This window comes from Microtetraspora malaysiensis (assembly GCF_050947145.1).
GTDB classification, from domain to species: Bacteria; Actinomycetota; Actinomycetes; order Streptosporangiales; family Streptosporangiaceae; genus Microtetraspora_A; species Microtetraspora_A malaysiensis.
In genome coordinates this window covers 6,743,854-6,767,571 of the sequence record NZ_CP191998.1, presented here as the reverse complement: position 1 = coordinate 6,767,571, position 23,718 = coordinate 6,743,854, and the positions used below count along the sequence as shown (strand labels likewise).

At 66.7% G+C, this 23,718-nt stretch carries 22 protein-coding genes and 1 pseudogene; 17 read left to right on the top strand and 6 right to left on the bottom strand.

The window, feature by feature from the left end; translation table 11 throughout:
- The first annotated feature begins 17 nt into the window (after positions 1-17).
- The 4 genes from ACQP1V_RS31870 (at position 18) to ACQP1V_RS31855 (ending at position 4,828) form a co-directional block, all read left to right on the top strand.
- Positions 18-419, top strand: a complete 402-nt coding sequence (locus tag ACQP1V_RS31870) for an alpha/beta fold hydrolase (protein ID WP_433413685.1) — start codon at positions 18-20, stop codon at positions 417-419.
- 460 nt (positions 420-879) lie between these two features.
- Entirely contained in the window at positions 880-2,595 is a 1,716-nt protein-coding gene (locus ACQP1V_RS31865) for an aminotransferase class I/II-fold pyridoxal phosphate-dependent enzyme (protein WP_433413683.1), read from the top strand.
- Positions 2,592-3,395, top strand: a complete 804-nt coding sequence (locus tag ACQP1V_RS31860; RefSeq protein ID WP_433413682.1) for a phosphatidate cytidylyltransferase — start codon at positions 2,592-2,594, stop codon at positions 3,393-3,395. The genes ACQP1V_RS31865 and ACQP1V_RS31860 overlap by 4 nt, the downstream gene beginning before the upstream one ends.
- 246 nt (positions 3,396-3,641) lie before the next feature.
- A protein-coding gene (locus ACQP1V_RS31855; RefSeq protein WP_433412153.1) for an IS3 family transposase occupies positions 3,642-4,828 on the top strand; the annotation gives its coding sequence in 2 pieces (ribosomal slippage) (positions 3,642-3,911 and positions 3,914-4,828; 1,185 coding nt in all).
- A gap of 215 nt (positions 4,829-5,043) precedes the next feature.
- Here the strand turns inward: ACQP1V_RS31855 and ACQP1V_RS31850 are convergent.
- The 3 genes from ACQP1V_RS31850 to ACQP1V_RS31840 form a co-directional block, all read right to left on the bottom strand.
- Positions 5,044-5,601: a hypothetical protein gene (locus tag ACQP1V_RS31850; RefSeq protein WP_433413681.1), complete on the bottom strand. Its 558-nt coding sequence runs from the start codon at positions 5,599-5,601 to the stop codon at positions 5,044-5,046.
- A gap of 563 nt (positions 5,602-6,164) precedes the next feature.
- Positions 6,165-6,887, bottom strand: a complete 723-nt coding sequence (locus tag ACQP1V_RS31845) for a TetR/AcrR family transcriptional regulator (RefSeq protein ID WP_387409984.1) — start codon at positions 6,885-6,887, stop codon at positions 6,165-6,167.
- A gap of 33 nt (positions 6,888-6,920) precedes the next feature.
- Entirely contained in the window at positions 6,921-8,135 is a 1,215-nt protein-coding gene (locus ACQP1V_RS31840; RefSeq protein ID WP_433413680.1) for an FAD-dependent monooxygenase, read from the bottom strand.
- Between the two features lie 647 nt (positions 8,136-8,782).
- On the opposite strand from ACQP1V_RS31840, the gene ACQP1V_RS31835 reads away from it, so the two are divergent.
- A complete protein-coding gene (locus ACQP1V_RS31835) occupies positions 8,783-9,337 on the top strand; it encodes a hypothetical protein (protein WP_433413679.1) in 555 nt (184 codons plus the stop codon).
- A gap of 33 nt (positions 9,338-9,370) precedes the next feature.
- Positions 9,371-9,511: pseudogene (locus ACQP1V_RS31830) on the top strand (2-phospho-L-lactate guanylyltransferase); the annotation flags it as partial.
- Here the strand turns inward: ACQP1V_RS31830 and ACQP1V_RS31825 are convergent.
- Positions 9,461-10,693, bottom strand: a complete 1,233-nt coding sequence (locus ACQP1V_RS31825) for an MFS transporter (RefSeq protein ID WP_433413678.1) — start codon at positions 10,691-10,693, stop codon at positions 9,461-9,463. The pseudogene ACQP1V_RS31830 and the gene ACQP1V_RS31825 overlap by 51 nt on opposite strands.
- A 440-nt stretch (positions 10,694-11,133) precedes the next feature.
- On the opposite strand from ACQP1V_RS31825, the gene ACQP1V_RS31820 reads away from it, so the two are divergent.
- Together ACQP1V_RS31820 and ACQP1V_RS31815 are read left to right on the top strand one after the other, a co-directional pair.
- Positions 11,134-12,288, top strand: a complete 1,155-nt coding sequence (locus tag ACQP1V_RS31820; protein WP_433413677.1) for an ISAs1 family transposase — start codon at positions 11,134-11,136, stop codon at positions 12,286-12,288.
- A 524-nt stretch (positions 12,289-12,812) separates the two neighbouring features.
- Positions 12,813-14,168, top strand: a complete 1,356-nt coding sequence (locus ACQP1V_RS31815) for a WD40 repeat domain-containing protein (RefSeq protein ID WP_433413676.1) — start codon at positions 12,813-12,815, stop codon at positions 14,166-14,168.
- A gap of 133 nt (positions 14,169-14,301) precedes the next feature.
- Here ACQP1V_RS31815 and ACQP1V_RS31810 read toward each other — a convergent pair whose 3' ends face one another.
- Complete coding sequence (locus tag ACQP1V_RS31810; protein WP_433413675.1) at positions 14,302-14,568, bottom strand: DUF397 domain-containing protein; 267 nt, start codon at positions 14,566-14,568, stop codon at positions 14,302-14,304.
- A gap of 328 nt (positions 14,569-14,896) precedes the next feature.
- Positions 14,897-15,709 (bottom strand): hypothetical protein, encoded by an 813-nt coding sequence (locus ACQP1V_RS31805; RefSeq protein ID WP_433413674.1) that lies wholly within the window; start codon positions 15,707-15,709, stop codon positions 14,897-14,899.
- 109 nt (positions 15,710-15,818) lie between these two features.
- Between ACQP1V_RS31805 and ACQP1V_RS31800 the strand changes: the two genes are divergently transcribed.
- From ACQP1V_RS31800 to ACQP1V_RS31760, 9 genes are all read left to right on the top strand, one after another.
- A complete protein-coding gene (locus tag ACQP1V_RS31800; RefSeq protein WP_433413673.1) occupies positions 15,819-16,136 on the top strand; it encodes an integrase core domain-containing protein in 318 nt (105 codons plus the stop codon).
- A gap of 82 nt (positions 16,137-16,218) precedes the next feature.
- The gene (locus ACQP1V_RS31795) at positions 16,219-16,836 is read left to right on the top strand and encodes a hypothetical protein (RefSeq protein WP_433413672.1); all 618 of its coding nucleotides are present in this window, start codon (positions 16,219-16,221) and stop codon (positions 16,834-16,836) included.
- A gap of 9 nt (positions 16,837-16,845) precedes the next feature.
- Positions 16,846-17,154 (top strand): Ig-like domain-containing protein, encoded by a 309-nt coding sequence (locus ACQP1V_RS31790; RefSeq protein WP_433413671.1) that lies wholly within the window; start codon positions 16,846-16,848, stop codon positions 17,152-17,154.
- A 247-nt stretch (positions 17,155-17,401) separates the two neighbouring features.
- Entirely contained in the window at positions 17,402-17,632 is a 231-nt protein-coding gene (locus ACQP1V_RS31785; protein WP_433413670.1) for a hypothetical protein, read from the top strand.
- Positions 17,633-17,649: 17 nt separating this feature from the next.
- Complete coding sequence (locus tag ACQP1V_RS31780; RefSeq protein WP_433413669.1) at positions 17,650-17,985, top strand: hypothetical protein; 336 nt, start codon at positions 17,650-17,652, stop codon at positions 17,983-17,985.
- 955 nt (positions 17,986-18,940) lie between these two features.
- Positions 18,941-20,752: a transposase gene (locus ACQP1V_RS31775; protein WP_433425761.1), complete on the top strand. Its 1,812-nt coding sequence runs from the start codon at positions 18,941-18,943 to the stop codon at positions 20,750-20,752.
- 544 nt (positions 20,753-21,296) lie between these two features.
- Positions 21,297-21,800, top strand: coding sequence for a transposase (locus ACQP1V_RS31770; protein ID WP_433413668.1), 504 nt, complete (start codon positions 21,297-21,299; stop codon positions 21,798-21,800).
- 208 nt (positions 21,801-22,008) lie between these two features.
- Positions 22,009-22,581, top strand: coding sequence for an RNA polymerase sigma factor (locus ACQP1V_RS31765; protein ID WP_433413667.1), 573 nt, complete (start codon positions 22,009-22,011; stop codon positions 22,579-22,581).
- A gap of 23 nt (positions 22,582-22,604) precedes the next feature.
- On the top strand, positions 22,605-23,540 hold the full coding sequence (locus tag ACQP1V_RS31760; protein WP_433413666.1) for a CU044_5270 family protein: 936 nt from the start codon (positions 22,605-22,607) through the stop codon (positions 23,538-23,540).
- Positions 23,541-23,718 lie beyond the last annotated feature (178 nt).

Below are 23,718 nucleotides of genomic sequence, written 5' to 3'. Positions count from 1 at the left end.
CCAGGGAGCGCGACGAGGTGATCGCCGGCTTCGATGCCGCGTACGGCAATGTCGAGGCACTCACGCAAGCAGTGGCAGCAATCTCCTTGGACCCGTCGAAGACCTCGAGTCTGACGAGAAGCATGCTGACCGTCACCGAACAGATGTGGCACGGCTGGCTGGTCGGCGGTGCGCTGACAAGCCAGGCCGACGAGCTGTCTGAGATACGCATACCGACCTGCTACATACTCGGCGGAAAGGACGTCGTCGTAGATCAAGCCAACCAGCTTGACGACGTTCGGCGCATCCCTGGAAGCCGTGCGGTCCTGCTGAGCGAGCTTGGACATCTGTGTGGTCTCGAGATGCCCGACGTCGTCGCGAACGAGATCTCGAACTTCCTGGAGACGGAGATACGCGCCGATCCAGCTGAAAGTCGTTGAGAGGCCAGGACGCCGAGGGTGTGCGCGGTGAGCCCGACGATGACCAGGCAGGTGATGAGCGCGAGGTTGAGCAGCAACACGATCGTCAGCCGCCGCCGGGTTCGCTCGTGCAGGGATCTCCTGGACAGTGTCGGTCGAGATCATCACCTTGGACGGTATCGGCAGCGCCGTCGCTGCCCGTGGTCAGCGGGGTTGGTTGCGGGTGGTCCAGCCATGTTTGGTGATGAGCTTGTCCAGGGCGTGGCGGACGGCCACGTTGGAATGGATCCGAACTCGGGCGGCTGCTGCATCCGCAGCACGACAGTGACCAGTTCCACCTGATCGCATCCCGGGCAGGTCTACCGCCGGTCCGGCTGCACGACCCTCCGGAAGTCGCGCAACCCATCTGAGAGATCGTCTAGGCTTGGGCGCCCATAACGGAAGAAAGTCGGCTGTATGGGAGAGCACCGTGGGTGTGGCCATGCCGGAACTGCGTCTGGCGTCGCAGGCCGACAGGGAATGGATCTACCGGCTGCGGCACGAGGTGTACGCACACGAACTCGGCCAGCACCTTCCCAACGATGCCGGGCGGCTCACCGACGTGCTGGACGAGACGAACGTCTACCTCGTGGCGGCCCACGGGACTCAACCTATGGGGTTCATCAGCGTCACGCCTCCTTGGACAGGGCGCTATGCGATCGACAAGTACCTCCGCCGGGAGGAGCACCCGGCGCTGGACGAGGACGGCCTGTTCGAGATCCGCGTCCTTACGGTGGCCCCCCACTGGAGGGGCACATCGACCGCAGCGCTGCTGATGCACGCTGCGTTGCGCTGGATCCGCGCGCATGGCGGCCGCACCGTCGTGGCGTTGGGCCGTTCCGAGATCCTCGCGATGTATCTGGCTGCGGGAATGTCGACCACGGGAACGTCGGTGCGCTCGGGCGCCGTCACGTTCGAGGTGTTGACCGGTCGCGTAGCCGACCTCGCCGAGCGGGCGGTACGGAACTACGGCCGGTTGCTGCGCCGCCTCGAGTCGCGAGTGCGCTGGAAGCTGGACGTACCGTTCCTGCCGGACGCGGACGCCTGTGAGCACGGCGGTGCCTCGATTGGAGCGCTGGGCCGCAGGTTCCGCACCCTGGGAGCGCACAGCGACGTCGTGCCCGCCGACGTACTCGACGCCTGGTTCTCGCCCGCTCCCGGGGTCGTCGAGGCGCTGAACGAGCATCAGGACTGGATCACGCGCACTTCTCCGCCTGCCGAAGCCGAGGGGCTCATCGAAGAGATCGCAACCGCCCGAAACCTTCCGGTAGAGGCCATCGCGGTCGGCGCCGGTTCATCGGACCTGATCTTCCGCGCATTTCGCGGCTGGCTGGACTCATCGGCCCGAGTACTCCTGGTCGAGCCCACTTACGGCGAGTACGCCCATGTCGTCGAGCGCTTGATCGGCTGTCGCGTTGACCGGTTCCCGGTGTGCCGCGAGGAGGGCTGGCGGATGGACCTGGACCGCTTCCGGGACGCTCTGCGCGAGCGCTACGACCTGGTGGTCGTCGTCAATCCCAACAATCCGACGGGAGTGCACGTCGACGCGGGCGAGTTGCGACAGGTCCTGGCGGACGCGCCGGCGCAGACCCGGTTTTGGATCGATGAGGCCTACGTCGGGTATGCCGGGCCCGGCCAATCGCTGGAGCCGTACGCTGTGGCCGCCAGTAACGCCGTGGTGTGCAAGTCGCTGTCCAAGATGTATGCCCTGTCAGGTCTGCGCGTGGCCTACCTGGCCGGGCAATCGGAGATCGCCGCCGAGCTACGCCGCTGGACTCCACCCTGGGGGGTGAGCCTGCCCGCCCAGATCGCCGCGGTGCACGCGTTGCGTGATCCGGGCTACTACGACGAGCGCTGGGCGCAGACCCGGATCCTGCGCGCTGCCCTCGCCAGGGCGCTCGCCGCGATCAACGAGGACCTGCATGTCCAGGAATCGGTGGCCAACTCCGTCCTGCTGACGCTGCCCAAGCACGGTCCCGGCGCGGCGAGCCTGGTGCGGGCATGCCGGCAGCAAGGAGTGTTCCTGCGTGACCTGTCGCCGATGTCGCCCGCTTTCGAAGGGAGGACAGTACGGATCGCGGTGCGCGAGGCCGTGGCCAACGCCCGCATCGCCGCGACCGTCGGCGCGGCGCTGCACGACCTGCAGACCGCGACATGACCTCTCTCGGTGATGCGATCCCTTATGTCGCCGGTGCACTCGCGGTTGGCGGGATTGCCGTCACACTGTCCGGGCGGCGGGACTTCATGCTGCGGTGGTGCGCCTGGGCGGTGGCTGTGCCCGTGGTCGTCGCCGCGTTGTACGCGGGACCGGCCGGGGCCGCTGCCCTCGCCTCGGCCGCAGGCATCGTATGTGCCATCGAGTACGGCCGACTGACGTCTCTTCCCCGGCCCGACCGTGTGATGCTCACCGTCGTCGTGGCCGTCCTGCCTGCCGCTGCCTGGTGGGTCCCGTCGCAACTGCCCCGCGTGCTGATCGCGGCTGTTGTGGCGGTCGCGCTGGTCCCGCTGCTGACTGGTGATGCGGTTGGTGGGCTGCGCAGATTGTCGCTGGCCGTGCTGGGGGTTGTCTGGTTCGCGCCCTTGGTCGGGGTGGTCCTGCTCGGCCCGGCTGCTCTGCCAGTGTTCGTCGCGGTTTCGCTCACCGACATCGCCGCCTCTTTCGGCGGTCGTCTGCTGGGTGGGCCACCTCTGTCACCTTTGTCGCCGGCCAAGCGCTGGGGCGGCGTTCTGGCCGGGGCCGCCGCCGGTCTGGGCGCGCTGGCCGTTTTGGACGCGTTCACCGTTCCTTTGACGGTCGCTGTGGTGCTCGGCGCCCCCTTGGGCGACCTGCTGGAGTCGATGGTCAAGCGGGGAGCCGGCGTCAAGGACTCCGCGTCCTGGCTGGCGGGGGCCGGCGGGCTGCTGGATCGGCTTGACTCCCTGCTGGTCGCACTCGCGCTGGCCCTGCTGCTCACCTGAGCGTTCGCGGACGCTGCTGGCGTGGCACCACGGCCGCGGTGTTTACCACGGCGGGTGCCACCTTGACGACCTGTTTGTTTCCAGCCACGGCTGCCGCATCGGGATCTGCTGGTCTGGGCACGCGCGGCTGGTGTCGTGCGACAGGCCGGTGTGGAAGGGGCCGGATCGTATGGAGCTGTGAGGTTCCCCCTTCGGCGTGGACACCCCTGACAATTGGACCTCGTTCCATGAAGGGGAGACTGTCGGGTGGCACGTCCGTCGAAGTACGGCGATGAGTTCAAGAAGGACGCGGTAAAGCTGGTCCGCGAGTCGCGCCGGACCTGCGCGGATGTCGCGCGGGAACTGGGGATGAACCGCGAGACCCTGCGCGTGTGGGTGCGTGAGGCCGAACAGCAGGAGTCCGATGCCGGAGTCGGGCTGGCCCGCAGTGAACGCGAGGAACTGGCGCGGCTGCGTAAGCGGGTGGCCGAGCTGGAGATCGAAAAGGAGATCCTCCGCAAGGCAGCCGCGTATTTTGCGAAGGAGATGGATCGTTGATCGGCCGCTTGCAGTTCATCTCCGTCCACCGCCTCGTCTACGGGGTCAAGCGGCTGTGCCGGGTGCTGAACGTGGCGCGTAGCGCCTTCTATGCCTGGCTGGGGCGGGAGCCGGCCCGAGCGGCGCGTGTCGTTGAGGACGAGCGGATCGTGGAGAAGATCCGGCGCTTTCATGGCGCCTCGGGTGGGACGAACGGCTCCCCGCGGATCACGGCGGACCTGCGTGATGACGGTGAGCGCGTCAACGCCAAGCGGGTGGCCCGGTTGATGCGCGTGAACGGCATCGTCGGGCTGCATCTGCGTAAGGGCAGGCGGACCACGATCCCTGACGAGCTCGCTCCGCCGGTCCCTGACCTGCTCAAACGCGACTTCACGGCCGGTGAGGTCAACCGGAGGTGGTGCGGGGACATCACCTATCTGCCGGTCGGTGACGCGTGGCTGTATCTCGCGACGGTGATCGATATCGGGTCACGGCGGCTGGTCGGCTGGTCGATCGCCGACCATCTGCGGACCGAGCTGGTCAGCGACGCGTTGACGGCGGCGGTCGGAGCGCGAGGCGGCCAGGTCGACGGGGTGATCTTTCATGGTGACCGCGGCTGTCAGTACACCTCGGCCGAGTTCGCGAAGTTGTGTGAGAAGTACGAGATCCGCCGATCGGTGGGCAGGACCGGGACGTGCCTGGACAACGCCCTGGCGGAGGCATTCAACGCCACGCTCAAGCGTGAACTGCTGCACGGCCGGGGCAGGCGCCGCTGGTCGAGCGAGGTAGAGGCCCGTACCGAGATCTTCCGCTGGATCGCCTGGTACAACCACCGGAGAAGGCACTCGGCGACCGGGAACCTACCCCCGGCCGTCTATGAAGATCGGCTTGTTAGAGTGGCCGAACTGGCTGCATGAAACCGGGTGTCCACGCCCCGGGGGGAAGCCCACTGCACTGAGCCGCTTCCTGCGTGGCCGGGGTGGGCAAGTTATCGAGATGAATCGCCCCGATTGGGCTGAGCGCCGTCGCCATGGAATGAGCACACTATCGATGCCCAGACCACGGAGCCTCCCCCTAAGTGTGGACACCTTGAGTGCCGCGACAGCGGGATGGCGTCCGGACGGTTCGGGATTCAGCACTGCCAGAGGAAACGGCCCTCCCGTTTGTCTGCGCTGAGGAACCCGTAACCCATGCCGCCGCCGAAGTTGGCGCAGGTGCAGTCCGATTCGTTGAGCTGGAAGAAGAACGACCAGGCGCCGGGTGGATACTCCTCGGATTGCAGCCACTCAGGTTGCCCCATGATTCGGGACTCCCATGGTTTTAGGCATTTGGGGTCGACCTCGTCGAGATCGACGTGGACATCGCCATGGACTCCGTCTGGGCCGGTGAAGCCGGGCAGTGTCTGGATGAAGGGCGGGAGACGGCCGGGCTGGACGATGAGCGCGTTCTCGCCCGCTTCTGGATCCCATGATCCCTCACAGCGCTCGCTCATGAACAGGTAGGCCATGCGGGGCTCTCTGCCGGGGAGGCGGAACTGGCCGATGAACGCCATCGGGCGATCGTGCCGGACGCAGACAGGCCATTGCGGTGCCTCCAGCCAGACGGGGTTTCCGCTGAGCTTGGTCACGAACTCGTCGATCGGCTCGCTAGCAGGGCTGAGGGTCATGGTGTACGGGAGGTCGTCGTCCACGGGTGCCTTCCATGGGTCAAGCAGATGGGGGGAGTATCCATCGTGCCGAATATGAAGGTCCGGCGGAGCATGTCATGACCAGGGTCGACCTGCGGAATCTCGATCGGAATGCAGACGGAGATGGTCCGGCGCAGGGCTCGCCCCGCAGCACGCTACAAGCCCTCAACCAGCGGGGCTTCGAGGTGGAGGAGTTTCATCGACCAGCAGATTATTCGTCGCCTTGATCAATGCCGGTCAGTGTCCCGGCGTGCCGATTTCTATCCTCCTGTCCACCGTTGACCCCGCTGACGTGCCTTGCTGTGACGGCCCATTCACCCTGTGCCGGGTACACACGAGCAATCACCGAGCAACCAACTGGGCAACCACACGAGCAACCATTGGGCACCCCGGCGAGCGATCAACGAGCGACCGCCGAGCAGCCAACGAGATACTGAGCTTGCTTGACTTGAAAGCCGGAGAGGAGCTGGGTCTGTCCACTAGTCACGCTGCTCGACGCCCGTCGACGTGATCGACTCGGCAGTGTCCTCAGGGGTGCCGATATGCGGCTTGACCTGGCCGGATGATTAATCGGCACCCGCAGTCTGGCTGCGCTCGATGATGTTCAGTACGGCGTCCCTGGCCTCGCGGAAGACGGCGATGGTCTGGCCGGCGGCTGCGGTGACGGCCTGATCACCGGGTGCATCCGGGGGGTCGAGCAGCAGGGCTACGGTGTCGGCGAGGACGTCGCCGGGGTCGCCCGCGCTGGGCGGGGCGGTGGCCGGCTCGGACATGGCGGTGCCGAACCCGACGAGCACGGCGTGCATGGCGTAGGCCTGGTCGGCCAGCGGGCGGTCGTGGCGGATCAGGCCGTGCCGGCGCAGGATCGGCATGACCGCCTCGCACAGGGCACTGGGCTGGGTGCGGTCGAACAGGTCACGGTCGCCGGCTTGCTCCGTGAGCAGCCGCAGCAGTTCGGCGTCACCGCTGTTGAGGCGGCGCGCCAGCGGGGATTCCAGCCCGGTGCGGATCAGCAGCGGGGCCAGGCGGCGCGGCAGCACGGCGGCGGGGTCGGCGGTGATGCGGGCGATGACCTCGTCCAGGAACCTCAGCAGTTCGCGGGCGAACAGGCCGAGGATGAGGTCCTCCTTGGTGGGCCAGTACAGGTAGACAGTGCCCTTGCCGACCCCGGCCGCCCGGGTGATCTCGCTGACGGTGACCTTGCGCACGCCGTGGTCGGCCACCAGCGCGCGTGTGCTGTCCAGGATGCGGGCGGCTTTGCGCGAGTGGTGTTCGATCAGCTGGCTCACCTGGGCTGTCCTCTTCTTGCATGCGACGACGGGTCACACGGCGGCGACGTCGAATTCCTTGTTCTTCATGTCTGGGCCGTTCATTATCTTGCGCATGGCCGGCCCGATGGCTGGCGCGCGCATCAGGCGGAGCATCGCGGTGCGCATGAATTGTTCCTTGCGGTCGTGCGGGGTGAACAGTCTGCGCATGGTCAGGGCGCTGATCTGCTCGGTATGGATGAACGGCCGCATCCGGGCCTCCCACGTGCGCAACGCGGCCGGCAGGTCGCCGGGGTGGCGCTGCAGCATGGTGCCCAGCAGTTCGCCTCCGGCGATGCCGCTGGAGGCGCCCATGCCCGCGTACAGGGTCACGCACCAGGCGGCGTCGCCGACCAGGACGACCCGGCCGCGGTGCCAGCGCGGCATCTTGACCTGGTGCACGGAGTCGAACAGGTGCTCCGGGGCTTGCTCGAACGCCGTGAACAACTTCTCCAGCAGCGCGCCGGTGGACTGGGGGCCGAAGGCGGCGCGGATGGACTCGATGGCGGGGCGGGTGAACTCGGCGTCGATGTCGTCGGTGCGGTAGGAGAACAGCAGGCCCGGCGTGTGGTCGTGGAAGGGGAAGATCCACGCCGAGCGCCCCGGCTCGGCCAGGACCAGGCCCTCGTCCTGGCTGAAGCCCTCGAGGGGCTCGTTCAGCACGGTGGCGCCGATCATGTAGTTCAGCGGATGCAGGTACTCGGCGGGGCCGAAGACCAGCCTGCGCACCGTCGAGCGCATCCCGTCGGCGCCCACGACGAGGTCGAAGCGCTCGGTGACGGTGGCGCCGGTGGCGGTGTCCTGCAGCGTGACCTCGGCTGCGGACTCGTCCTGGGTGATGCGGGTGGGCACGGTGGAGTAGCGGATCTCCACGTTTGCTGGCAGCGCGGAGAACAGTGCCTGCTCGATGTCGCCGCGCAGCAGTTGCCGGGGTCTGCCGGGCAGGTGGGCCGGGCTCATGCCGGGGGTGCGGCGCTCGGCCCGGTTCACCTCGTAGGAGACCATCTGCGGGCTGCTGCGGTCGCCGATCGCGTCGAGGATGCCCAGCCGCCGCGCGGAGGCGACGCCGGTGCCGAACAACATGATGAAGTACCCGCTCGAGCGGCGGGCGGCGGCCCGCTCCACCAGAACCGGCTCCCAGCCCACCTGCCGTAGCCGCAGCGCGGTGGCGATGCCGGCGATCCCGAGTCCGACCACCAGCGCACGGCCACGCCCAGCTGCGTTCTCCATGATGACTCCCTTCCTGTCAGTCACGACGAACCTATCGAATAAACTGACCAGAATGGTTCTTCTGGTCAGTGGAGTAGAGGAAGGCACCCAAGAACAAGATCGGCCGCCGCTTCTCCCGGCTGGCCCTTACGGCTTCCCTGGCCTGCGTGACCAGCGCAACGCGACTGCAAGAAGAACGGCTCTGCCGCAGATTCGGTGGTGACGGCACTGCGCCTGCCGATAATGTCATCCGCCCAGGTCATGGCCTTGGCCATGACTTCGCCTGACGTACGTGATCTCCGGCTGACAGGGAGGGGTGGGAGTGCGGCATGATGTTCGGCCATGCTCTTTCGCCTGGCCTATCTCGCCGTCACGAACACCTTCGCGGCGCTGCGGTTGCTGCCGATGGGCGATCGTGACAAGGATGTCGAGATTCTCGCCCTGCGCCACCAGATCACCGTCCTTGAACGGCAACTCGGCGCCGGCACGAGGGTGAGGTTCGCCCCCGAAGACCGAGCCTTTCTCGCCGCCCTATTGACGTCGCTGCCCCGTGAGCTCCTACGCCGCCTGCAGCTCCTGGTCCGCCCAGACACCATCCTGCGCTGGCGGCTCCCGAGCGGGCGTCCAGCACGTGGGCCGACTTCCTGCGCTCGCAAGCCGACGCCATTTTGGCCTGCGACTTCATCGAGACCGTCACGCTTGATGGGCGGCGTCAGTACATCCTGGCCGTCATCGAGCACGCCACCCGGCACGTCCGTGTGCTGGGCACCACCGCTCACCCGACCGCGGGCTGGGTCGTGCAGGCCGTCAAGAATCTGGTGATGGATCTGGAGGACGCCAGTTGTCGGGTCCGCTATCTGATCCGCGACCGGGATGGGAAGTTTCCCACTCGCATGGAGGAGATCCTCGCCGATGCCGGCATCCAGACCGTGCTCACCGGCATCCGGATGCCGCGGATGAACGCGATCACGGAGCGGTGGGTGCAGTCGTGCCGCCGTGAGCTTCTCGACCGCTGCCTGCTCTGGAACGAACGCCACCTACGGCACGCCCTGCGCGAGTACGAACGGTTCTACAACCGGCACCGCGCCCCAGCCCTGGCCCAGGCGGCCCCACTGCGCGCCGTCCCTGATCCGATCACTGATCCAGAGCGCATCGCCGACTTGAACATACGCCGTCGAGACCGGCTTGGTGGAGTCCTCCACGAATACTCACATGCCGCTTGAACTGCATGGATGGAGTTTTCGGCAGGCGCAGAGTCGAGGGCCAAGCATCTGGCGGGCGGCGCCAAGGAGCTGTGCCTCGACGGCATCGACTCGGTCAGGCGCGACGTTGACACCCCCGACGACCTACGCGCGGCTGTCCTCCTTGGCGTCGGCGTCCACACGGCCGCCGTCGTCCGTGATCTTGAGCTTTCGTACGGCGGGAGCCAGCACGAAGGGTAGGTTGGCCGCCGCGGTGCCGAGGCAGGCGATCCACAGGAGCTGGTGAACGGTGACGGCCTCGCCCAGCAGCCCGCCGACGACACCGCCGAGCGGCAGCGAACCCCACATGAGGAAGCGGAGGCTGGCGTTCATCCTGCCGCGCAGGGCTTCTGGGCAGATCGCCTGGCGGTAGCTGCCCTGGGCGACGTTGTACATGACCGCGACCAGGAAGATGAGCGCCATGCCGATCGGGTACAGGGCGAGCCGCCAGCCTGGTCCTGTGAAGGCGACGAGCACGTTGAGCGGGATGATGAGGACGGCTGTGCCGTACATCGTGGGGCCGTGACCGAAGCGGGCGATCACGCGTGGTGCGAGGAGCGCGCCGAGCAGGCCGCCGGCCCCCGCGCCCGAGATCATCAGGCCGTAGGCCGTCGCGCTCACGCCCAGCTCGTCGACCAGGTACAACGGCTGGACGATGGCCCAGATGCCGTTGATGAACATGTTCATGGCGCCGACGAGGCCGATCAGGCGCAGGATGGGGTGGCCGAGCACGTAGCGCAGGCCCTCCATGAGGCTCACGCGCCCCCCGGAGGGGGTCTCCTCGGCCTTGACGGTCGTCAGCAGGGTGGCGGAGATCATGTAGCTGACCGCGTCGGCCACGATGGCGATGGGCGCCGTGAGCGCCTGCACGAGCCAGCCGCCGAGCCCGGGGCCGAAGAGCACGGCGAGGCTGCGCACGGACTCCAGGGTTCCGATGCCCTTGGGCAGGCGCTCCTTGGTCACGATGGAGGGCAGGAAGCTCAGGTGGGCGACGTCGAAGAAGGCCGTGCCGATGCTGACGATCACGGCGACCGCGTAGAGCTGCGCCAGCGTAAGCGCGTCGAACAGCGCGGCGATCGGGATCGACGCCAGGGCGACCGCGCGCAGCACGTCGGCCGTCACCAGGATGGGCTTCCTGCGCAACCGGTCGACCCACACACCGGCGGGCAGCCCGAAGAGGAGGAAGCCGATCATCTCGGCGGCGCTGAGCAGGCCGAGCTGGAACGGGCCCGCGTCGAGCACCAGCAGCGCGACCAGCGGGAGGGCCACGCGCGTGACCTGGGTGCCGAACTGGCTGAAGCCGTCGGCGGTGACGTAACGACGGAAAGCGGGGGGCATCTGATCTACCCTAGGGGTGTGTTGGCGCTCTGCGAATTTTCAGCGAGCGGCATCAGCGGGGTGGGTGGTGGCGCTCTTGCGCAGCTCGAACACCATCTTTACAGCGCGCTCACGCATCTCAGGGGTGTATGTCCTCGGGGCCACCATGCCTCCCAGCTTTCCAACCTCGGGTATCGGTCCCAGCGGAAGTATGTGGGGTGCAGGGCCTCGGCATAGTGGCTTGATGTCCGGTTCAGGGCTGGCTTCCGCGGAGTAGAGGCCGATGAGGGGCGGACGGCCGCCGACATGCGAACAGGCACGATCCGCGTGATCATGAGGTTCTCGACGCCAAATGATCAGAGAAGACCGTACCTGCCCCCTCATCATCCCCGATCTCCCCTGCCCTGAGCCAACTCGCCAGCGTGGCCGAGAACGTATCCACGCTCCCATCGGTGGATTGCGTGAGCCTGCTCGATCACCTCGCTGCGGTCCCCGACCCTCGCCGTCGCCGTGGAATCCGGCACGCATGGTGCACGCTGCTGGCCATCGCCGCGGTGGCCGTTGTCGCCGGAGCACGATCGCTCACCGCCATCGCCGAGTGGGCGGCCGATGCTCCCCAGCAGGTCCTGGCACTGCTCGGCGTACGCCGCGACCCGCTGACCGGCGACTTTCAACTCCCGCACGAAGCCACCATCCGCCGTGCCCTGGCCATCGTGGACGCCGACGCACTCGACGCCGCCATCTGTTCATGGATCACCACCCCGCTCCTCGCCGCCGGGATCGCCGAGGCACCCAGGCGGGCGCTCGCGGTGGACGGCAAGAGCCTGCGTGGCACCCGCTCGGGCGGCGGCGAGGCCGTCCACCTGCTGTCCGCCGTGGACCACGCCACCGGCACCGACGTGGCCCAGACCGACGTGGACGGCAAGACCAACGAGATAACCCGGTTCCGGCCGCTGCTGAACGACATGGACCTGACCGGTTGCGTGATCACGGCGGACGCCTTGCACACCCAGCGCGACCACGCCGAATTCCTCGTCGGTGAGAAGAACGCGCACTACCTACTGATCGTCAAGAAGAACCAGCCGAGCCAGTACCGGCAGCTCACCGGCCTGCCCTGGCGCCAGGTCGAGATCCACCACCGCAGCAAAGACCGCGGTCACGGCCGCGAAGAGCGGCGCACGATCAAGGTAGTCAGTGTGGCCGCCGGTCTGCTGTTCCCCTACGCCGTGCAGGCCATTCAGCTCAAACGCCAGGTCCGCGGCCTCGGCCCGGGCACGAAATGGCGGAGCGTGACCGTCTACGCGATCACCAGCCTTCCGGCCCATCAAGCCCGCCCTGCCGACCTGGCCGCCTGGATCCGCGGCCATTGGACCATCGAGAACAAGCTCCACTATGTCCGCGATGTCGCCTACGGCGAGGACCACTCCCAGACCCGGACCGGCAGCACACCCCGCGCTAGCCACCCTGCGCAACCTGGCCATCAGCGCTCTGCGCCCGGCCGGCGAGACCAACATCGCCCAGGCCCTCCGCCGACTCGGCCGAGACGCCACCCGTCCCCTCGCGCTACTTGGCATCACATGATCAGACCGGCTCAACCGACTTTGCCGGAGCCCTGATTCCACCCCGTGCCGCGTACACGCGAGCAAACAACGAGCGACCATCCCGGCGATGGCATGAGCAATGTATGCCTGGATGACGTTGCAACCCCAGCCGTGTACCGCGAGCAGCCACGGAGCAACCATGCGTTTACTGCGCCCACCGGCGCCGCTCCGGGGATAGTTCGGGGCGGGTGTCATCCCGACGAGACAAGTGCGGGCGGTGCCGCACTGAGCCTTCGCGACCCCGAACGCGCAGCGGCCCCGCTGGACGGTGGAAAGCGCACCGCACGAGAGCGGCCGAACAACCTGCCGCTTCTGTCCACTCTTTACGTAAAGATCGTCGACAGGTACTGTGTGATCACTTTCTTAAAGATCGCTCCAACGTTGCTGAGTAGTTCCTGTGACTCAGTCTCTACGCGCACGTTTACCAAACGGAATACGCGCCGCTGTGATCCGGATGGACTGGAGCCGAGATGAATGACCTGGCCGGAGCCCGCCATGCGGATGCACGCGGCGGTCCTCGCCGGAGAACGTGCGCGTTAATGCTTGCCGTGCTCCTGGCCGTCTCCCTGGTCGTGGCTGGACTCGCGTGGAAGCGTGAGCACGACAGGGCGACGGCTCAGGAACGGATCGCACTGGCTCATGGGCTCGCGCTCCACGCCGCGGAGCTGCGTGACGCCGCCCCTGGCATGGCCCTAGACCTCGGCCTGGCCGCAGTCGAGATCCACTCTGACGAGCAGACCCGGGCGGGGCTGATCGACACGATGGTCGGGATGCGTGGCGATGAGCTCACCTCGGACCCCTCCGGCGAGGTGGTGCTGAGCGACGACGGGCGGATCGCCTTGACCGGCGGCGACGAAATGAGCGTCTGGGACCTCACGACCTGGCTCGATCCCAAGATCGTCAATAAGTCCGATCGGGTCGCCGTGTTGAAGGACCGCAGGGAAGGCATGAGCATGACGGCGCTGAGCGGCGACGGGCGGACGGCGCTGACCGGCGGCGATGTCGGCGACACGATCGTGTGGGATCTCACCGATCCGGCCAAGCCGATCCGGGCGGCCGTATTGGCGGGCGGGAAGAACGACGAGGACGACGCCAGCGTGCGGGCGATGGCGTTGTCGCGCGACGGCCGCACGGCGGTGACCGCCGACCTCGGCGGCGACCTGACCGTGTGGAATCTGACCGACCGGTCTCGTCCGGTGCAGTCGGTGACGAGAATTCTCACCTTCGCCATCTTTAGCGACCTCAGACTCAGCGCGGACGGCGGGATCGCCGTCATCTCGTACGGCGGTTTGTACGACGATGGAGCGGTGGCGGTCTGGGATCTTTCCGATCCCTCGCGTCCGGTCAAGGCGGCCGATCTGGCCCTGCCTGCCGGGAAGTATCTGAGGGCGACGGCGATGAGCGCGGACGGGCGCGTCGTCCTTGTCGGGGGCGAGCATTGGGCCGAGGTCTGGAACCTCGATGACCCGTCGCGTCCGGTTCGCGCGGCTGCGCTTGATGTGCCCTTCAATGATATGTATGGCATGGCTTTGGCCCCCGATGGGAGGACCGCCCTGCTTGCCGGACCGAGCGATTCGGCAATCCTCTGGGACCTTTCCGACCGGTCCAGGCCGGCCCGGCTGGCCGCGTTGAAGGGATACACGCGGGAGATCAACTCCGTGGCTCTCGGCGCCGATGCCGGCGTCGTCCTGGCGGCCGGCCCCGGCGGGGTCTCCCTATGGGATCTCGGGGACCTCGCCGAGATCGTCGCCGACCCGGGGCGGGCTGCTTGCGGAGTCAACCCCGGCACGGAGATCAGCAAGGCGGACTGGGCCCGCTACACGGGCGGCGCGGACTGGTCGGACTACAAAGGTGAGGACTTGTCTGACGCCCTTGCCGTTTGCTTCATCAGGTAGGGCTCCATGTAACGCCTGCCTTCGCTACGGCGCCTCGCGCCAGGCACGGAGTGTCAGAGCAGAGCCGGGACGGATGGTGGGGGTGCCACAGCGTAGGGCTGTAGCGGGTCGCTTGGGTTGATGACGCGCGGGCTCAGACCAAGCCGCACAGCCCCAGAGTTGGTGCAGGGAGTTCAGTCGAACTCGCCGTTTTGACGCCGGCGATGAAGGCTTCCCACTCGCTGGGCGTGAGGATGAGGGCGGGGCCGTCGGGGTCCTTGGAGTCCCGAACCGCGTACAGGCGTTCGCCGGTGTTGTGGCCGTCAGTGGCCGAGATGACGGCCACCTCGACGCAGTCGCCGTTGGCGCCGCTGCGGGTGCTCTTGCGCCACTCGGCGTGGAGGAGATCAAGCCGGGGCATCCTCGCGTCTGCATCCACGCAGGTCGTAGGCACGGTGGGCGATCTCGGTCCTAGTGGGTGTCCCGAGCGCTTCAGGGCGGGCATGAAGATCGGCCGTGGTGGCGAGCTTGGCCTACCTCACGGTGACGAACGCGGGCCGCTTCGTCGTCTCAGGCAGTTGCCGAAAGACGCAGCAGCGCGGGGGCCTTAGTCGGCATCTAGAAGGCCCTCCGCTCCCGAACATGTCCCCAGCCGCCAGGCAGCGGAGTGAGGGATCGCGCTTGCGGTTCGTGATCGTTTCGGTGCGGTTCGGGCCCAGCCGTGTGCGCGCCGGGGGCTTCGGTGGCCCTCACTGCGGCCGAACGGCGATCGAGTCGGCGGAGAGCGTGACCTCGACGGTGATGTGCGGATTGTCCAGCTGCGGAAGCTGAAGCCCGCGCTTGAACTCCTCCGCATCGTCCGGCATCATCTTCGGCTGAACTGTGACCTTGACTTGTCCGGTCTCGTCATCTGGGTGCGCCATCATCGTGGCCACCTCAGAACGGGATCGGAGCCAGGAGACGACCGTGTCCTGGGCCTGCCGGAGCTCCGCGGCCGAGAATCCCTTGCCGCCGATCAGGGTGACCTCCATGGGGAGAGTCCTGGCCAGCTCGATCGCGCGAGTCGGGATGGGACCCTTGAAGCCGACGCGCAGCCCCCGCTGGTCGTCGACGTATCTGACGCCGGAGATCTCGTCGGGGAACTCCACGTTAAGTTTGTCGATCACCCGGCTGTTGGACGACTGTGAGCCGAAGCGGTCGATGGCCTCCTCGTAGGAGATGCCCTCCGATTTGGCGATGGCCCCGAGGTCGACCAGCTCAGCGTAGGGAATGCCGTCGATCGCCACGTCCGGGTCGGCCACCGCAGGGTCGTAACCCTCGAAGTCCGTCGGCTTGGGCGATGAGGTAGCAGCCACCCGGGTCGCGTACCGCTTGACGACCTCCTCCAGGGGGCGGCCCGACGACGCCGCCTCTCGCATGAGCCGCTCCAGGGTGGGCCGATGCGCTTTGGGCTGATCGGCCCGCGGCAACACGATCGTCTCGGTCCCGGCCACAGTGGATACCGGACCAGCACCAGACTGGCCGCAGGCGCACAACGACGCGAGCACCGCGATGACGGTCAAACGCGATCTCTTCATACCTGAGGGACGCGCCACCGGCCTGGAGGGTTCATCCAGGCACCCATCCAGTACGGCCAAGCCCGTTCATCAGAGTGCTCCTCCAAGGCGGACCTTGACCGCCGGCATCGAGACTGTGCTCACCGGTATCCGGGTGCCGCGCATGAATTCGATCATGGAGCGGTGGGTGCAGTCGTGCCGCCGCGAGCTACTGGACCGCTGCCTGATCTGGAACGAACGCCACCTACGGTACGCCCTGTGCGAGTACGAACGGTTCTACAACCAGCACCGAGCTCACCAGGCCCTGGCCCAAGCGGCCCCGCTGCGTACCGTCCCGGATCCGATCACGGATCCCGAGCGAATCATCAACCTGAACATACGCCGACGAGACCGGCTCGGTGGCGTCCTTCACGAATACTCACATGCGGCTTGAACTGCGCGGACGGAGTTTTCGGCAGGCGCAGTGTTCGCTAATACGCCAGAGTTCTTCCTTCTTCCGCAAAAGAGGTTGATGCATGCGTAGCGAGAGCTCTTCAGTTCACCGTGCAGTCGCCCAGATCTATCAAGAACTGGTTGAGGCGCGCGAACACTTCTGTTACACGATAACCATGCCAATCCTGCTTGCCGAAGCCGTTCGCTGTATCGGGATGCATGAGGCGGATCTTCTTCCTGCCGCGGGACATGACACATTGGAGGAGGAAGGCTGTCTGCTCATCGGGCAAGTCGGGCCTACGGTGGTCACGTTCGATGAGGCCGGCATCGGTCGCTTTCTTCGAGGTGATGCTGCTCTCGCCAAGGGGCGGCATCGCGGGGTGGTCCAGTGGGATTTCTATGACAAAATGTTCAGCTATATCGATCCCAGCGGGAACGGCGGCAGCTGGGATGAAGATGTGCGCGTTAGAGACAAGTCGATCGACATGATCGGACTGCTGCGGGATAGTTCTCTTTCAGCATATGCCGGTCTCTTCGAGAGTGGCCTGTGGGCTGAGGAGGCCGACGATGCAGAGGCAGGTGCCCCATATTTGGAGACTGTAATGCTAGCGGTTCTAGAATCCGAAACCGGTTTGCGATTCGACGAACATGTCATCGACAGCCTGCCATACGCCCTTCACATTCCCGAGAATCTGAGATAAGGAGAAGAGATGGCGACATTCGTCCCTTTCATTGGATGCCGCTTCGTAAATGAACATGGGAACGTCGATCTCGTCCCGGAGGTCAGGGTAGGCTTTCTGGTTCCTGTTACGGATCCGCAGTTCTCTCTGATAGATCCAGCCGGCAACAGAGTCGATATCAAAACTTATGCCACAACGGGCGATAGTCAAGGATGGGCGTTCACCCCTACCAGCCCGCTCTGCCCTGCCACAAAATACCGCATCGAGATCACGTCTGCACGGGACGCCGAGGGTAATGTAATGGCTGATTACAGCAATTACATAACGACTAGAGAGTGAAATCAGTATTGCCGTCGGCGCCGCATACGCTGGCCCCCGAGGTAAGGTCGGCGTTTCATTCCCGACGATGGGTACGCCCAACTGGCAGGACGGTGATTTTACGGCACGAGCGAAGATGGCGGCATGTCGCGTACGGTCGATGAGCTTGTGGCCGAAGCGGGCTCCGTGTCCGTGGACCGCTGGGACTTCTCCTGCTGGACGGGCGGGCGACGGAGGCATGGGCCCTCCTGGGGGATGCCAGCGCCTGATGAGCGAGCGACTTGCGATGGCCACAACCCGGCTGAACGTCCAGACGGGTAGCGGCGAGGTGCTGGCTAGAACCGCGAAGTTCCTGCCCAAGATGGCGGCCACCGAGTCGTGGCCGCCGAACCTCGCGCGGGCCACCACGCTGCTGCACCCGCGCGGCGTGGTCATCAGGGGCCACCCTGACGAGCCGTCGCTGCCCTTCGCCGACGAGGACCTATCGGCGACCGTGTGATGGCAGGAGATCGCCCGGTGCTCCGTCCAGGCGGCACGTACTTCGCCCAGTACGTGGGGCCCAAGACCATGTTCGAGCTGATCGAGTTCTTCCTCGGCCCCCCTGCCGCGCGAGCTGTGCCGCAGACGGCACCCGGACGAGAAAGCCGCACAGGCGCGGGCGGCCGCCTGAAGATCATGGGCGTTGGCGCGGTTGTCTACTTCCTGCACAAGGTGATCTGGACGGTGCCCCACTTCACCGTCGAACGCTATCGCGACCGGCTGCACGAACGGCACGAGAAGATCGAGGCCGGGCCCCTTCGTGGCCCACTCGTCCCGGACCCTCATCGAGGTCCGCGAACCGGGTGGTCCTAGCCCGGCAAGGGGACGCGGTTGTGGATGCGCCGGCACAGGCTCCGCGTGCCGGCCGGGTGAGTGAAGTACACGAGGACAAGGAGACCGCCACCGTCGGGCACCTTGCCGTCCGCACCAACGCCGTCTTGCGCCCAGCGGGCAGGGCAGGAGGTCAGGGTGCTCTGCACCAGGTATCAGCAGGGAGAGTGAGGAAGGCCAAGCCCACGGCAAGGTTGAGCGTCCGGCCTGCTGGCGCAGCCTGCCGGCCCGCGGCCTGATCGCTGACCGTCTCGAGGAAGACCTCTATCTGCCCGCCCTGAGCGTTCTGCATCTGGACGATGCCTCCGCAATCTGGCTCCTGGCCATCCCGAGGCAGGCCATCGCCTGGGCCGCCACCTACAACCGCGCCTGATCCGGAGCACCGACCGCCCTCGACTTCACCTGGCTGGCCCGCGGCATAGGACAGCGCCCTCACCTGCCGGGACGGAGGCCTCCGCGCCAGCCGGTGCGCACCAGCCGCCGGACTAGGCGGCCCACGTTATGGCCACGATCGGCCCCCGATTTCTGATCTTGGACTCGTTGGTGTGGTGTGGCCGTCTCCGCCGAGGTCCGCGAGCAGCTCGAGCTGAGAGCGGCGGCGGGCGCATCCAGGCTGGAACGCAGATGCCGCTGACGCGAAGCTCATCAGCCTCAGCGTGCGCGTTCAGTCCGGTCGCCATGTCCCTGGACCAGCGGAGTCTCCGGATGGAGGAGCCGCGGCAACCAGCAGATTATTCGTCCGCTGGTTGCTGGCCACCAGCCTCGACTGCCGGGTTGCGCTCATTTGTCGGAGTTGGCGCGTTTGGGGCGGCCGTGGACCCTGGTGGTTAATTTGTGACACACGGGCGGATGTTGATGATCTGGGGCTGTCTGGCCGGGATCATGCGGTGTGCGGCTGTTCCCCCGTCCCGGCCGCGAATATGGAGCAGTCGTGTCGATGCAGCCGCAGCCGTGGCCGCAGATTCCGGAGATGACCGCGCGGGTGGCGCGCGCGGCCTCGGCGAAGGGCGCGTATCCGCTGGCCATGCGGGTTCGAGATGAGCTAGGCGAACTGTTTGCCGATGCCGAGTTCGCTGAAGCGTTCGGGACGCGGGGCCGCCCGGGCCTCTCCCCGGGCTTGCTCGCGCTGGTCACGGTTTTGCAGAAGGTGGAGAACCTGACCGACCGGGCCGCCGCTGACCGGGCCAAGTACGCGATGGACTGGAAGTACGCACTATCGCTGGAGCTGGACGATCCCGGGTTCGACCACACCGTGCTGAGTGAGTTCCGTACCCGGGTGGCCGAGCACGGCCTGGAGGAGAGGGTCCTGGATCTGCTGCTGGCCAGGCTGGCCGCAAAGGGCCTGGTGAAGGCTGGTGGTATGCAGCGAACTGATTCCACGCATGTGATCAGTGCGGTGCGGGATCTGAACCGGATCGAGCTGGCGGGTGAGTGTGTGCGGGCGGCGCTGGAGGCGCTGGCCGCGGCGGCTGCGGGCTGGGTCGAGCAGGTGCTGGAGGTGGGCGGCTGGTCGCGGCGGTATCACGCCCGGGTGGACTCCTGGCGGCTGCCGACCTCGGCCACCAAGCGAACCGAACTCGCCCTCGCGTACGGCGCGGACGGATATGCGCTGGTGGAAGCCGTTTATGCGCCGTTCTCCCCACCCTGGCTGCGGCAGTTGCCCGCCGTGCAGGCGCTGCGGGTGATGCTGATCCAGAACTACACCCGGGTGACTGGCAAGGACGGGCGGGAGGTGGTCAAAAGGCGGCAGGCACTCGATGAAGGCGGAGAGGGACTGCCGCCGGGCAGATGGCGTCTGACCTCCCCGTATGACACCGACGCCCGCTGGGCGGCCAAGGGCGATGACCTCGTCTGGAACGGCTTCAAGGTCCACATCAGCGAGACCTGCCACACCATGGCCCGCAGTTCGGCCGGCAGTTCCCACTCGATGGAGGCAAGCGACGGGCGCGATGTCACGAACAGGGACCCGGGCAACACAGACCCGGTGAGCGAGGAGCCGGAGAACGGGGAGGATCGCCTCCCGCCCAACCTGATCACGAACGTGTCGACCACGGACGCGACCGTGCCGGACGTGGCGATGACCAGCATCATCCACCAGGCGTTGCGGCGGCGCGGCCTGCTGCCGGCCGAGCACTACGTGGACTCGGGGTACGCCGCCGCGGAGCTGCTGGTCACCTCTCGCACGGTCTACGGCCTGGCGTTGATCACCCCGGTCCTGCTCGATCACTCCTCGCAGGCCCGTGCCGGTGCAGGGTTCGACCGCACCGCGTTCACGGTCGACTGGAAGAGCGAGCAGGTCACTTGCCCGCAGGGCCAGGTCAGCGCCTCGTGGAGCCCGTGCACCCAGCGCGGTGCCGAGGCGATCGTGGTCAAGTTCCCCGGCGAGAGCTGTCGGGCATGCCCGGTCCGGGCTTCGTGTACCACGGCGCGGAAGGGTGGCCGTCAGCTCACGTTGCGTCCGCGTGAGCTGCAGCGAGCCCTTGATCAAGCGCGCAGCGAGCAGAACACCAAGGATTGGCAGGCCAAATACGCTCTCCGCGCGGGAGTCGAGGGCACTATGCATCAAGCTGTCGCGGTCACCGGGATGCGCCGGGCCCGCTACCGGGGTCTGAAGAAGGTCCATCTCGACCACGTCTTCTCCGCGGTCGCACTCAACCTGATCCGTCTGGATGCCTGGTGGAACGGCCATGCGCTGGACCGCACCCGCACCAGCCACCTCGCTCGACTCGAACTCACCCTCGCCGCCTGATCGAATTAGCCACCAGAGTCGCCGTGACCGCCGGTATGCCACAACGGGGCAGGGGAGCCCTGTGGGGTGTTCGGCTGTGGACTTCTTCATCGTCTTTGGGGTCTGACCTGATGATCGGCGATCAAGCGATCTACCACGTGCGCGGCCCCCTACATGAACCAGGCCGAAGTCCGCTGGTTGGGCGCACAGAACCCGTACGCGCGAGCAAGCAACGAGCAACCAACGGTGGCCTGCTTCTCGGGCCGAGATCAGCCCACATCGAGAAATCGCAGGTCAGGGGCCATATTCACTGATCAAACTGAGCAGGGCGGGTGGGACTTGAACCCACGACCCACGGATCATGAGTTTCCTGGATGAATGCCACCCTGTGCCTCGGCGTGCCGATTTCTATCCTTCGGCCCCCATTTGGCCCTGCTGATGTGCCGCGCTGTGACGGACCGTTTCTCCCCGTATCGCGTACACACGAGCAATCACCGAGCAACCAACGGGGCAACCACACGAGCAACCGTCGGCCCCTGGCGAGCGATCAACGAGGACGCAGCCCGTGGTTACGCGGCGGCCGTCGCGGTCGTCGAGCGACTGGGACCGCCGGCAGGTCACCTGCCCGCAAGGACAGAAGAGCACCTCCTGGACACCCTGCCGGCAGAAGAACACCCCGATGATCGTGGCCGCCTTCTCGCCCAGCACCTGCCGACCCTGCCCCGTCCGGGACTTATGCACCAGCGCCCACCACAGCGGCCGCCACCTCACCCTGCACCCACGAGCGATCCAGGAAACCCTCGACGCCGCCCGCACCGCACAGGCCACCCCCGCCTGGCGCGATCGATACGCCATCCGATGCGGTATCGAGGCCACCATCCACCAAGCCGTCACGGCCACCGGCCTGCGCCGCGCCCGCTACCGCGGCATCAAGAAAGTCCACCTCGAACACATCGTCTCCGCCATCGCCGTCAACCTGATCCGCCTGGACGCCTGGTGGAACGGCCGCCCTCTGAACCGGAAACGCACCAGTCACCTGGCCCGACTCGAACCAGCCCTGACCGCCTGAATCGAGTTAGCCAGCAGAGTCGTGCAGGTCGTCAAGGGATCAGCGCCCGGGACCGCCGACCCGCCATCCGGGTCCGCCGACCCGGAGACCTGAGCCACGGTGAGCGTAGGACCGTACGGCATCATGCGGGAAAGCGATCGGGCGGTTGGGAGAAGTTCAGGTGAGTGTCGCCGATCCCGAGAGGCACCCGCATGACGGAGACCAATACGTGACCCCTGGACCAGGCGCGGTCGAGGACCTCATTGATGCCCAGCTTGCCGCCCAGGCCGGTCGTGATCCCGCCGTTTTCTCGGCCATCTACGACCGGCACTTCCGAGACATCTACCGATACATCGCCGGACGGCTGGACGTACAGGCCGCCGACGACCTGGCCGCCGAAACCTTCCTCATCGCCCTCCGCGGAAGCCAGAAGTTCGATCCCAAGCGTGGCGGCCTACGGCCTTGGCTGTTCGGGATCGCCACCAACCTCGTGGCACGGCACCGCAGCAAGGAGGCCCGCCACTACCGAGCCCTGGCTCGCATGTGGGCCGAACCGGATGCCGACAGCCACGAGACCCGGGTGGTCAACGCGGTCAGCGCCAAACGGCTGCAGCCTCAGCTGGCCAAGGCGCTGATGAGGCTGACCCAAGGCGAGCGGGACGTGCTGCTGCTGATGGCGCTCGGCCAACTCAGCCACGAGGAGATCGCACAGAGCCTGCAGATCTCGTACGGCACCGTCGGTTCTCGGCTCAGCCGTGCCCGAAAGAAGCTCCGCACCGAACTGAAGGACATCGAACCATGAACGAACTGGAGATGATCAGCGAGATGCTGCACAAGCCCGATCCCTCGGACACCGTCGTACGCGAGGGGCGGCGCCGACTCCACAACGCCCAGGCACGACCGAGGCGCAGGAGCTTCGTTTGGCTGACCGGAGGTATGGGCCTCACGGCTGCCGCGGCTGTGGCTGTGGCCGTGGTGGTCACCACCAGCGGAACGCCTGTGGCGGTGACCACCGGATCGCCGAACGGCACGCCTCACAGCGCGTCGGCGGTGCCGGTGCAGCTGTCCAGCACTCAGATCCTGCTCGCGGCCGCCTCCACCGCGCAGACCAGGTCCGACTCAGGGACCTACTGGCATGTCAAGGCCGACTACAGCGTGCGCGCCGGCAAGCAGACACTTCCCACGAAGTCCTCCGAAAGCTGGGTCAGGCGCGACGGGCAGCCATGGGTGCTCTCCGACCAGGGCGACACCGTCTACGAGGCCAAGGGCCCCAAGACATTCTCCCTGGCCGACAGCCACGTCAGTTTCTCCCAGATTGAGCAGCTGCCGACCGATCCGGAGGCGCTGAAGGCGTGGATCGCCAACAAGGTCGACAACGGCGACGGCGATGCGGATCCCACCGCACGCGAGTGGTTCGTGGCCAATTCCCTGGTCAACCTGCTGGGCGACTTGCCGGCTCCACCGCAGGTCCGCGCCGCGGCCTTCCGGGCGCTGGCCACGATTCCCATCGTGAAGAGCATCGGCACCATGAAGGACAGCCTGGGCCGCGCCGGCGACGGCCTGGAGATTTCCGACCTCGGCGTGGATCTGAAGGTCATCATCGACCCCGAAACCTCGCTCGTCCTAGGCTCCAGCTACCGCAGTGGCAAGGGCGGCAAGATCTACAAGGAGGGGACGACCACCGTTCGAGTCTCCGAGTGGACCGACACGCTGCCTCCCGTGGTCCCCGAACCAGAGCGAACCGCCCCCGCCCGCGGCTAAACCCCCACGACCGAGGGACCCGCCCCGGCTGTTCTCCAGCGAGCGCGCGTTGGCGGCACTGGCCGCACTAGCCACGATGCAATCTGCGCTTGTGCGGTCAGCCCGGGTGTGGTGTCGGTGTTGCCAAGTGATCCGTGGCCGCGGCGTGACGACCGCCGCCTCAGCAACCGACGAGCAG